The following is a 10,916-nucleotide window of genomic DNA, read 5'->3' as shown; positions in this document are numbered from 1 at the left end:
CCGGGAGAGCCGGCTGCGGCGCCTCCGCGAGAGACGCCCGGAGGGCCACCGGGGGCGCCCTGCCCTCGGGGAGTGTCCTGAGGAGTCGTGGGCGTGCCCCCACGAGGAGCAACCGGAGAAGCAGGAGCACCCGGCGAGGCGGGGACGCCACGGGGAGCGGGGGTGCCGGGACGGGGGGCCGCGCCGGGCGAGGCGGGAGCACCTCCACGGGGGACACCCGCGGAAGGACGAACCCCCTGACCAGGAGTCGTGCCGGGCGCGGAGGGAGCGCCTCCGCGAGGGACACCGGGGGAAGCGGGGCCGCCCTGACCGCCGCCCTGACCGGGGGCCGTGGCGGGGCCGCCTCGGGAGGGACTCGTCGGGCGGTTGCCCTGGGTGCCCTGGGAGGCGGGCTTGGCGGCCGCTTCGCGGGCGCGGGATGCGGTGATGGCTTCGATCTTGGCCTGTGCGGCGGCGGCCGCGGCGTGGAATGCCTCCATCGTCTCCTTGGAGGCGGGTGGGGCCGCGGGGTCGCTCGCCTCGGCGGAGGTCGCGGGACCGCCTCCCGCCGGACCCGCCGTCCTGCCCGAGGGCGCGGCGGTGCCGCCTCCTCCGGCCGGGGTCGCGGGACCCGGTGTCCTGCCCCGGGGCACGGCGGGGCCGCCGGCCGCCCTGGGAACGGCTGTCCCCGGTGGCTGGGCACCCGGAGGCCGGGTGCGGGCGCGGATGGAGGCCGCGTCGTCGTCGGCACGGATGGCGCCGAAGGTCACCGTCTGCTCGCCGGGGGATTCCCTGTCGTCCGACGAGGTGTCGTCAGGCGGCTCGTGGGGGGTGCCGGCGAGGCGAGGGTCACGGCCACCACCCGATTGGGGGGGCCTGTTGGACGCCGATTTCACGGTACTCGCTCCGCTCGAACCATCTCGACCTCCTGGCCGACCTTCACGACATCCCCGACGATCACGATCGCAGGTGGCCGAATCCCAGCCGCGCTCACACGCTCGGCCACGGTGGACAGCGTGGCGTAAAGAGCGCGTTGGGTGGGAAGGGTACCGTCCTGCACCACCATTACGGGAGTTTCCGGCGAACGGCCGTCACGAATCAGCGCTTCGGTTATCGCGCCGATTCGTTCGACCGCCATCATCAGCACCAGTGTTCCGCCGGATCTTGCCAGATTAGGCCAGTCGACGGTGGATCTCTCATCACCGGGCGGAACATGTACGGAAATCACGTGAAATTCCTGGCTCACGCCGCGATGGGTCACGGGGACGTTCGCCGCGGCGGGCACCGCGATCGGACTGGTGATACCGGGAACCACGATGACCGGGATGCCCTCGCGGGCGCAGGCGAGCATCTCCTCGCCACCGCGACCGAAGACGAACGGGTCGCCCCCCTTGAGCCTGACCACGAATTTGCCCTGTTTGGCGTGCTCGATCAGCAGTTCGTTGATCCGCTCCTGGGCCATGTAACGACCATAGGGGATCTTGGCCGCGTCGATCAGCTCGACGTCCGGCGAGAGCTCGTCGAGCAGGGGCTGCGGGGCGAGGCGGTCGGCGACGACCACGTCGGCCTGGGCCAGCAGCTGCCGCCCGCGGACCGTGATCAGGCCGGGGTCGCCGGGTCCTCCGCCGACCAGGGCGACGCCCACCGGCTTGGTACGGTTGCGCCTGGCGTCGACCGTGCCGTCCCTGAGGGCTCCGACGACGGCGTCCCTGATCCCGGCGGCGCGGCGGGGGTCGCCTCCGGCGGTGATCGCCACGCTGATCTCGTCCACCTTGCCGCTGGCCGGGGTCCAGGCCGCCGAGGCGTCCTTGTCGTCGGCGCGTACGCACCAGACGCGCTTGGCCTCCGCCTCCGCGGCCACCGCGGCGTTCACCGCGCGGTCGTTGGTGCAGGCCTGCACCAGCCAGGCCCCGTCCACGTCGCCGACCTGGTAGCGCCTCGCCTCCCAGGTCACCCGACCTGTGGCGATGAGGTCGTCGAGGGCGTGCGTGACGCTCGTCGAGACGACGGTGACCAGGGCGCCCGCGTCGAGCAGCGCCGGCACCCGCCGCTGGGCGACGCGTCCTCCACCCACGACGAGCACTCGCCGCCCGGAAAGGCGCAAGCCAAGTAGGTAGGGCGACATGGCGACCGATCTCCCATTCACGAGGAATTGCGAAGCATGGCGTGCTAGGAGGTAAACCTACCGGCTAATGGCGCTCGCTTCACTGCGCCCGTGTTAACAGCTGTCAAGACTGGGCTGACCGCTGTCAACCTGTCCCTCCAAGCCTTCCGTACTTGGCTTCCTCCCCGCGACCGAAGCCGGAGGATTCGCGTGGCTGATCTGCGGACAAGCCGCGACCGTGACGGTTGGATCAGGTTTCCTTGTCCGTCACACCGGCGGAGTCGAAGGTCGCGACCTCGTGCATCACCCTGACGGCCGCGCAGACGATGGGGTGGGCGAGCAGGCCACCCGTGCCCTCGCCGAGCCGGAGTTCCAGCTCGACCAGGGGCCGCAGGCCGAGGTGATCCAGCGCGACGGCGTGTCCGGGCTCGGCCGAACGGTGACCCGCCACACAGTGGTCGACGACGTCGGGGGCGAGGGCCGCCGCCGCCAGCGCCGCCGCCCCGGCGATGACACCGTCCAGGATGACCGGTACGCGAAGGGCGGCCCCGGCGAGGACGAATCCGGCGATCGCCGCGTGCTCCAGGCCGCCGACCGCGGCCAGCGTCCGCAGCGCGGACATCTCCGAGGCACTGTCCCGTCCGTGCTCCAGGCCGTTCGCCCGCAGGGCCTCGCGGACCACCTCGACCTTGCGCGCGAGGGTCTCGTCGTCGACACCGGTGCCCCTGCCGGTCACCACGGCCGCGTCGTGCCCGGTGAACGCGCAGATCAGCGCGGCCGAGGCGGTGGTGTTGGCGATGCCCATGTCGCCGGTGATCAGGCAGCGGGCGCCTCCCTCGACGAGGTCGCGGGCCACCGCGATCCCGGCCTCCAGTGCCGCGACCGCCTGCTCGGGGGTCATCGCGGGCCCGGCGGACAGGTCTGCGGTGCCGTACGCGACCTTGCTGATCGTCAGACCGGGCGCGGGGTCGAGGTCGGCCGCCACGCCGACGTCGACGACCGTCACCGAGACCCCGGCCTGGACGGCGAAGGCGTTGGCCACGGCGCCGCCCGCGAGGAAGTTGCCGACCATCTGCAGGGTGACCTCCCTCGGCCACGGGCTCACGCCTCTGGCGTGGACGCCGTGGTCGGCCGCGAAGATCGCCAGAGCCGCGGGAGCGGGGAGGGGCGGAGGACTCACCGCCGCGGCTCCCGCCAGCCGTACCGCCACGTCCTCCAGGGCGCCCAGTGCGCCACGAGGCTTGGTCAGGCGGTCCTGGTGGGCGCGAGCCTCCGCGACGGCCGCCGGGTCCGCGGGACGGATCGCCGCGATGGTCTCCTCAAGGGTGGTCATGTGATCATTCTCCCTTGAATGCGAACTTTCGGGAAAATACTGAAAAGTCATACCGACCCGTCGGGGATCGACGGATCACCACGCGATGCCGCTGAGCGCCTCCTCGTAGCGCTCGATGACCACGTCGGCCAGGCCCTCGCAGTCGCCGATGACGTCGGCACAGCGGACGTCCAGATTCGGGTGTCCGGCCGCGTAGGCCATCGCCTGCGCCCAGACGCGGTCGAGCAGGCCACCGGCGAACAGCAGGTAGGGGACGACGATCACGCGCTTGGCGCCGAGGCGGCGGCAGCGCTCGATGCCGCCGGGCACGCCGGGCGGGGTGAGGGAGACGAAGGCCGTCTCCACGGTCATGTACTCGTGGGCGTGGGTCTCCCAGAAGAGGCGGGAGACCCGGTGCACGTCGGCGTTCGTCTCGGGACTGGTGGAGCCGTCGCCTACCAGGACCACGGCGGTCTCGCCGATCTCGATGTGCTCGGGCTCGTCGTCGAACACCCCGGCGGCGGCCGGGACGAGCCGGAGGCTGGCGACCTCGGCGGCCGCGTCGGCCAGACGCTCGGCGAGCAGCGCGAGAATGCGCGGGTCCGAGCCGAGGGGACGGCCGTAGTCGCAGGTCAGCATGGGGTGCCTCTCCTGCTCGCGGGCCATCGCCGCGGGGATGTCCGCGCCGAGCCACACGTCTCCGGCCAGGCTCATCGGCTGGGCCACCATCCGGTGGTGCCCGCGAGCGACCAACGAGGCGACGGAGTCGCTGAGGCGCGGCCTGGCCCTGGCGATGTAGCCACCGGAGACGTCCACGGCCTTCTGATCCAGGCGGCAGCGCAGCCGATGGACGAACCTACCGAATTCAGCAGATCCATTGTCGTCGTGCGAGCCCTGCCCGATGAGCAGCAGCGGCGGTTTCATGGAACGGGGACTCCAATGACCTTGACCTGGGGTTACGCAGTGGCGACTCGCGACAATATCCGATAAAGCCACTCCATGGACAGGTAACGGATCGGTAAATACGTCTTTTTTCACACGGGTGTGACGGGTGGTGCGGATTGGACCGGTGGTGGCGACACTCCCTCACCTGCCGGGCCATCTGGATCACACGCCCTGGCACGCTAGCCCGGCTCGCGGGAGACGTCCAGCAGGGCCACGCCGTCGTTCCACACCCCGCGCACCCCTCCCCCCTTCCCGGCCAGGCATGACGTCCATCGCGCCACCCGCGACACGAAAATCCCGCGTGGATCAGGACAGATCACTTCTGAGCATTCCGAACACCACGATGTCGCGCGGACCGTCCTCCCCCAGCTCGGCGGCGCGAAGTACGCCCTCCCTGACGAAACCGGCCTTCTCCGCGACCCGGAGGGAGGCCGTGTTGTCCAGGCCGGCGCGAAGCTCGATCCTGCGTATCTCCGTGGTCTCGAACACCCAGCGCGCCACACCGAGCAGGGCTTCGGTGGCGTAGCCCCGGTCCCGGTGCAGCGGATGCACCCCGTACCCGACCTCGGTGGTCCCCGCACCCCAGAGGGTCCTGAAGAGGCTGATCGCACCCACGATCAGACCGTCGGCCTCCGCCGCCAGGTGCACGCCCTGGCCGGAGCGACGCAGTTCGTGCACGCCGTGGGAGAGCCACTGGGAGATGCCCGACGGGTGCCCTGGGGCGCCTGGCGGCAGGAACCTGTCACGCGCCCTGATCACCGAGCGGACGCGGGGGGCGTCACCCGGGCGAAAAGACCGGATCACGAGCCGGCCGGTCAGGATCGGCGGATCGGGGACGAAGGCGGTCACGCGCCCTCCTTGCCGGAAGATGTGTGGTCCCAACCTCACCCCGGCGAACCCCGCCCGCGCAAGATCCCGATCCGGCCCGGACGGGCCGGATCGGGATCCGAGGAGAACGCCTCAACGGACGACGAGCCGGTGGCGATCATCCGGACCGAGCCGGCTCGGGGTACGGCTCAGCGGACGACGACCTCTCGCCGGCGAGGATCGTCCCCGCCGAACCGGCTGGGGGTACGACGGCTCAGCGGACGATGACGACCTCCAGCGTGCGTGGGCCGTGCACGCCCTCCACCCGGTTCAGCTCGATGTCGCTGGTCGCGGAGGGGCCGCTGATCCAGGTCAGCGGCCTGGTGGGGTCGAGCCTGCCGACGGCCTCGGGGACCCCCGCCACGATCTGCCCGGCCCGCACCACGCACAGGTGGTAATCGGGGACCAGGGTGAGTGCCCGCCGCCCCTGGCCGGGTCCGGCGTCCAGCACGATGGTGCCGGTCACCGCGATCGCGACCGCGCATCCGGTGACGACCCCGTCCACCCCGTCCAGTTCCACCGCGCTCAGCGGAGGGTCGTCGGTGACCGGGTCGTCCGGAGCCCACTCCGGCGGCAGCCCTTCGGGGACGACCAGTCGGCCGGCGCCCCGCCGGGCCAGCGCCGCCGCGACCGTCGCGGCGACCTCCGCCTCGTCCACCACGTGCACGACGGCCCGGTAGTCGGCCACACGCTCGGCGAACAACTCCACCACGCCCTCCGGGGCCACCGACTCCGGTGACGTGCGGTAGGCGCGGGTGATCTCGACGTCGGGCGCTCCGGCCACGGCGGAGCGGATCCTCGCCAGAATCCGCTCCTTGGCCCCCGTACCGGAGAAACCACCCGTAGCCGAGGAGCCACCCGTACCGGAAAGACCGCCCGCGGCCGAGGAACCGCTCTTGCCGGAGAGGTCACCCGCTCCCGAGGAGGCACCGGACGGCCGCCCGGGACCAGGCGCGGGGGACGCTGCTCCGGCGGTCATCGGGCACCTCCGTCGGTACGGTTCCACCAGTCGCGGAAGGACTCGGCGGGGATGTCGGGAATGTCGCGGGTGTCGGTCCAGCCGGAGAGCGGCCCCGGCAGACGGCCGGGGACGAACCTGCGCAGGCGCCCGCCGAACCGCTGGGCGCGTGCCAGCCGCGTCGGGCGGTCGAACACCCACCCGGCGACGCGCATGCCCAGGCGCTCGGCGCGCGCGTGGCGGACCTTGCCGCGCAGGTGGACCAGGACCTCGGGGATGTCGATCGCGACCGGGCAGGCGTCGAAGCAGGCGCCGCAGAGGGTCGAGGCGTACGGCAGCGACGCGTCCAGCTCCGAGGCGGTCCCGCGCAGCTGCGGGGTGAGGATCGCGCCGATCGGTCCCGGATAGACCGACCCGTACGCGTGGCCTCCGGCGCGCTCGTAGACCGGGCAGACGTTGAGGCAGGCGGAGCAGCGGATGCAACGCAACGCCTGGCGGCCCACCTCGTCGGCGAGCACGTTCGTGCGGCCGTTGTCGAGCAGCACCAGGTGGAACTCCTGGCCCTCGGTCGCGCCCGTCCAGGTGGAGGTGTAGGGGTTCATCCGCTCGCCGGTGGAGCTCCTGGGCAGCAGCTGGAGGAAGACCTCCAGGTCCCGCCAGCTCGGCAGCAGTTTCTCGATGCCGACCACACTGATCAGCGTCTCGGGCAGGGTGAGACACATCCGCCCGTTGCCCTCGGACTCCAGCACCACCAGCGTGCCGGTCTCGGCGATCATGAAGTTGGCGCCGGAGACGGCGACCTTGGTCGACAGGAAACGTTCGCGCAGGTGGAGCCTGGCGGCCTCGGCGAGGGCGCGGGGCTCGTCGGTCAGGTCCTCGGGCGCCGCGCGGCCCCAGTCGGCCATCTTCTCCTGGAAGATCTCGCGGATCTCCGAACGGTTGCGGTGGATCGCCGGGACCAGGATGTGTGAGGGCCAGTCGTCACCGAGCTGGACGATCAGCTCGGCCAGGTCGGTCTCGTAGGCGGTGATGCCCTCCGCCAGGAGTGCCTCGTTGAGGCCGATCTCCTGGGTGGCCATCGACTTGACCTTGACCACGGTGGTCTCGCCGGTGGCCTTGACCAGGTCGGCGACGATCCTGTTCGCCTCCTCGGCGTCGGCCGCCCAGTGGACGTGACCGCCCGCGGCGGTGACGGCCTCCTCCATGCGGAGCAGGTAGTGCTCCAGGTTGCGCAGGGTGTGGTCCTTGATCTCCTTGCCCGCCCGGCGGAGCTCGGCCCAGTCGGGCAGCTCGTCGACCATGAAGGCCCGCTTGCCGCGGATCGTGCGGGTGGCCCTGCGGAGGTTGTATCTGAGCTGCGAGTCCCGCACCGCGACCGCGGCGTTCGCCGGGAAGGCGGGCATGCCCAGGAACGTGCCGCTCACCGGTGGACCTCCCTCACGTGAGTCCTCTCGTCGACGCTCTCCTCGTCAACGCCCCGCTCACCGACGCTCCTCTCGCCGACGGCTCCCTCACCGGCGCCTCTCCCACCGACGGCTCTTTCACCGGTGGCCGGGCCGCTCATCGGGTGGTCTCCGTGGCGGCGAGGATCTCGGCGAGATGCATGATCCGCACGCCGGTGCGCTGGCGTTTGAGGGTGCCGCCGATGTGCATCAGGCAGGAGTTGTCGGCGGCGCACAGCACCTCGGCGCCGGTGGTCGCGACGTTGTGCACCTTGTCGGCGCACATCGCCGCGGAGATCGCCGGGTTCTTCACCGCGAAGGTGCCGCCGAAGCCGCAGCACTCGTCGGCACCGGGGAGCGGAACCAGTTCCAGCCCCCTGACCTGCTCCAGCAGCCGGGTGGGCCGGTCTCCCACACGCAGGATCCGCATCGAGTGGCAGGTCGGGTGGTAGGTCACCCGGTGCGGGAAGTAGGCGCCCACGTCGGTGACGCCGAGGACGTCGACGAGGAACTCGGAGAGGTCGTAGACCCTGGGCACCAGCTCGGCCACCTCGGCGGCGAAGGACCCTGACCCGCCCTCGCGGGGCGCCGGGCCGGGGCGCGGGTCCTTCGGCGGAGCAGGCGACTCCGACCCACCCGCGAGAGGCGCCGGAGCGGGACCCGAGCCTCTCGGCGGAACCGCCCGGGGCGCCGAGGTCCCGACGGTCCCGGTGATCAGCCCTCCGGGGGACCCGGCCCTGACCTGGGCGGGGGCGGCGGCGGTGCGGGCGAGCCGGGGATACTGCTCGCGGACCATCGCGGCACACGATCCCGACGGCGCGACGACCGCGTCGTAGGGGGCGAAGACGTCCACGAAGTGCCGCGCGAGCCGCCGGCCCTCCTCGGGATATCCCGTGTTGACGTGCATCTGGCCGCAGCAGGTCTGGGCGCTGGGGAAGTCGACGTCGCATCCGAGGCGGCGCAGCAGTGTGACGACCGCCCGCCCGGTGCCGGGGAACAGCGTGTCGTTCACACAGGTGACGAAGAGGGCGACGCGCACGGCGCTCCTTCCTTTCAATGGCCTGACCACAGTATGGTCTGACCATATTTCTCCACAAGAGGAGGTCCTCTTGAGCGGTTGGCAGCCGGTCCGGCGCACCCGGACGTTCGAGGAGGTGATCGCCCAGATCGAGCGCCGTATCGCGGACGACGGCCTCAGGGTCGGGGATCGCCTGCCCGGCGAGCGGCAACTCGCCGAGCAGCTACGGGTGAGCCGGTCGTCGGTACGCGAGGCGATGCGGGTGCTGGAGACGCTGGGGGTGGTCTCCTCGCAGGTCGGACGGGGTCCCGACGCGGGGGCCCTCCTCATCTCCAGGCCCGCCGAGGCCCTGAGCGACCTGCTCAGGCTGCACCTCGGGCTGGCGAACCTGTCGCTGGAGGAGGTCGTCGACGCCCGGTTGATGATCGAGAAGTGGTCGGTCTCGCACGCCGCCGTCCACGGGGCCGATCTGTCCGCCCTGACCGCCGCGCTGGAGCGCATGGACGCCACGACGACGGCCGAGGAGTTCGTCGAGCACGACACGGCCTTCCACGTCGCCATCGCCGAGGCCTCGGGCAACAGGCTGACCACCGCGATGATGCTCTCCCTGCGCGACTCGCTCCGCCGCTACGCGGTCGAGGCGGTCGAGCGCCTGGGCGACACCGCGGGGCTCATGGCCGACCACCGCCGGATCCACCGGGCCATCGCCGCCGGGGACGCGGCGGAGGCCGCCTCCGCCGTCGAGGACCACCTGCGACGGGCCTACCCCGGCATCTCACGTCCCCCACGGGCTGAGAATGACGAGGGGCTTGAAGGGCAACAGGGGCGGTCTGACCGAGTCGGCTGAGCGGCAGGAGGCGCCCGAGCAGGAGACCAGGGCGTCGAGTTGCCGGTTGAACTCGGCGATCACCGGGAGTGGGATCTCCGCGGCGAGGTTGTGGAGCTGGTAGGGATCCCTGACGACGTCGTAGATCTGGTACTCGCCGGTGGAGTAGCGGACGAAGGTGCTCTGGGCGGTCCGCATCCCCTGGTAGGCGGGGACGGGGGTCTGGCGGGCCGAATCCGGACTGGTCGGGCGGTAGAACTCCAGCAGCACGTTCTGGCGCCACGAGGGCGGCGTCTCACCCCGCAAAAGTGGCAGCAGGGAGCGTCCCTCGGCGAAGTCGGGGAGCGTGACCCCGGCGAGCTGCGCGAACGTCGGGGCGAGGTCCACGCTCGCGGCCATGTCGCCGACGACGCGACCCGCCTGCACGCCGGGTCCCCTCACCAGCAGCGGCACCTTGATCGACTCGTCGAAGGGCGTGGTCTTGCCCTGGCCGAGCCGGTGCTGGCCCAGGTGGAACCCGTTATCGGAGGAGAAAAAGATATACGTTTCGTCGAGCTTGCCGGAGGCCCTGAGCGATTCGACGAGGGCGCCCACCATGTCGTCCACGCCGAGCATCGCCCGGAGCCGGTCCCGGTAGTGCCGGTCGATCTTGCGGATCCTCGCGGCGTCGAACGGCGGGAGCGACCTGAGCCAGAGTGGCTCGGCGCTGACATCCGCCTGGTCGAAGGACGGGGTGCGCGGAGCCACCACCCCGGCGAAGGCGGCCTCGTGCCGGGGGGCGTAGTTGGCCGGGTTGTGCGGGGCGACCGGGGCGAGATACAGGAAGAACGGATCCCGGCTCGGCTGGGAGACGAACGCCCTCGCCTTCGCGCTGAGCACGTCGGTCAGGTAGTCCTGCGGCGCGAAGCCGTATTTCCGCAGCATGCCGTTCTCGTTGAGCGTGTAGCCGTACTCCTCGTACAGCCTGCGCACCGGCACGTCCCACTCGTCCCAGCCGGGAGGCACGTGGGTGGCGGAGGTGGCGCCGCCGGGATAGTGGTTGAGGTATTTGCCCATCAGCCCGGTGCGGTATCCGGCCGACTTCATCCAGGTCGCGATGTTGGAGCGTTCCAGACCGGACGTGTAGTACTTGGTGAACCCCCCTTCGGGGGCGGTGTTGGTCAGCACGCCGTGGCTGTGCACGTACTGGCAGCGCATGATCGACGCGCGGGAGGGGCAGCACCAGGAGTTCGGCACGAAGAACCTGTCGAAGCCGGTGCCGCCCTGCGCGAGGAGGTTCCAGATGTTGGGAAATCTCCGTAGATCACCCGCCTCCAGGTCGTCGACGAGGACGAACAGGATGTTGGGCCGTCCCTGCGCGTGCGCCACGGCCGGGATCGTTCCCATGGCGGCGAGGGCGAGGAGCGACACCAGGGAGAGGAGTTTGCGAGCGGCGTTGAGCACAGAAGCACGCTTCCCGGAAGAC

The 10,916-nt window shown here is 71.3% G+C and carries 9 protein-coding genes; 1 reads left to right on the top strand and 8 read right to left on the bottom strand.

Annotated elements, in window-relative coordinates:
* Positions 1 to 871: 871 nt before the first annotated feature.
* The 7 genes from cobA to ACFY3D_RS28280 form a co-directional block, all read right to left on the bottom strand.
* Entirely contained in the window at positions 872 to 2,104 is a 1,233-nt protein-coding gene (gene cobA, locus ACFY3D_RS28310) for a uroporphyrinogen-III C-methyltransferase (RefSeq protein ID WP_389984679.1), read from the bottom strand.
* A gap of 229 nt (positions 2,105 to 2,333) precedes the next feature.
* Entirely contained in the window at positions 2,334 to 3,416 is a 1,083-nt protein-coding gene (gene cobT / locus ACFY3D_RS28305) for a nicotinate-nucleotide--dimethylbenzimidazole phosphoribosyltransferase (protein WP_362899952.1), read from the bottom strand.
* Between the two features lie 75 nt (positions 3,417 to 3,491).
* Positions 3,492 to 4,319: a sirohydrochlorin chelatase gene (locus ACFY3D_RS28300; RefSeq protein WP_389984676.1), complete on the bottom strand. Its 828-nt coding sequence runs from the start codon at positions 4,317 to 4,319 to the stop codon at positions 3,492 to 3,494.
* Between the two features lie 327 nt (positions 4,320 to 4,646).
* Positions 4,647 to 5,189, bottom strand: a complete 543-nt coding sequence (locus ACFY3D_RS28295; protein WP_389984673.1) for a GNAT family N-acetyltransferase — start codon at positions 5,187 to 5,189, stop codon at positions 4,647 to 4,649.
* 232 nt (positions 5,190 to 5,421) lie between these two features.
* Complete coding sequence (locus ACFY3D_RS28290) at positions 5,422 to 6,186, bottom strand: lactate utilization protein C (RefSeq protein WP_389984670.1); 765 nt, start codon at positions 6,184 to 6,186, stop codon at positions 5,422 to 5,424.
* Positions 6,183 to 7,589, bottom strand: a complete 1,407-nt coding sequence (locus ACFY3D_RS28285; protein ID WP_389984666.1) for a lactate utilization protein B — start codon at positions 7,587 to 7,589, stop codon at positions 6,183 to 6,185. The genes ACFY3D_RS28290 and ACFY3D_RS28285 overlap by 4 nt, the downstream gene beginning before the upstream one ends.
* 136 nt (positions 7,590 to 7,725) lie before the next feature.
* On the bottom strand, positions 7,726 to 8,646 hold the full coding sequence (locus ACFY3D_RS28280; RefSeq protein WP_389984663.1) for a heterodisulfide reductase-related iron-sulfur binding cluster: 921 nt from the start codon (positions 8,644 to 8,646) through the stop codon (positions 7,726 to 7,728).
* 70 nt (positions 8,647 to 8,716) lie between these two features.
* Between ACFY3D_RS28280 and ACFY3D_RS28275 the strand changes: the two genes are divergently transcribed.
* Positions 8,717 to 9,472, top strand: coding sequence for an FCD domain-containing protein (locus ACFY3D_RS28275; RefSeq protein ID WP_350945368.1), 756 nt, complete (start codon positions 8,717 to 8,719; stop codon positions 9,470 to 9,472).
* Here ACFY3D_RS28275 and ACFY3D_RS28270 read toward each other — a convergent pair.
* Positions 9,401 to 10,894: a sulfatase gene (locus ACFY3D_RS28270; RefSeq protein WP_389984660.1), complete on the bottom strand. Its 1,494-nt coding sequence runs from the start codon at positions 10,892 to 10,894 to the stop codon at positions 9,401 to 9,403. The two genes, ACFY3D_RS28275 and ACFY3D_RS28270, sit on opposite strands and share 72 nt — an antisense overlap.
* Positions 10,895 to 10,916: the final 22 nt, after the last annotated feature.

This window comes from Streptosporangium sp. NPDC000509, assembly GCF_042898365.1.
Classification (GTDB): Bacteria; Actinomycetota; Actinomycetes; order Streptosporangiales; family Streptosporangiaceae; genus Streptosporangium.
The sequence above is the reverse complement of the archived record's forward strand: the minus strand, read 5'-3'. Positions and strand labels throughout refer to the sequence as shown.

What these genes read in the sequence shown, in the direction of transcription:
- cobA (WP_389984679.1), bottom strand. Translation starts at nt 2,104, where the DNA reads ATGTCGCCCTACCTACTTGGCTTGCGCCTTTCCGGGCGGCGAGTGCTC.
- cobT (WP_362899952.1), bottom strand. Translation starts at nt 3,416, where the DNA reads ATGACCACCCTTGAGGAGACCATCGCGGCGATCCGTCCCGCGGACCCG.
- ACFY3D_RS28300 (WP_389984676.1), bottom strand. Translation starts at nt 4,319, where the DNA reads ATGAAACCGCCGCTGCTGCTCATCGGGCAGGGCTCGCACGACGACAAT.
- ACFY3D_RS28290 (WP_389984670.1), bottom strand. Translation starts at nt 6,186, where the DNA reads ATGACCGCCGGAGCAGCGTCCCCCGCGCCTGGTCCCGGGCGGCCGTCC.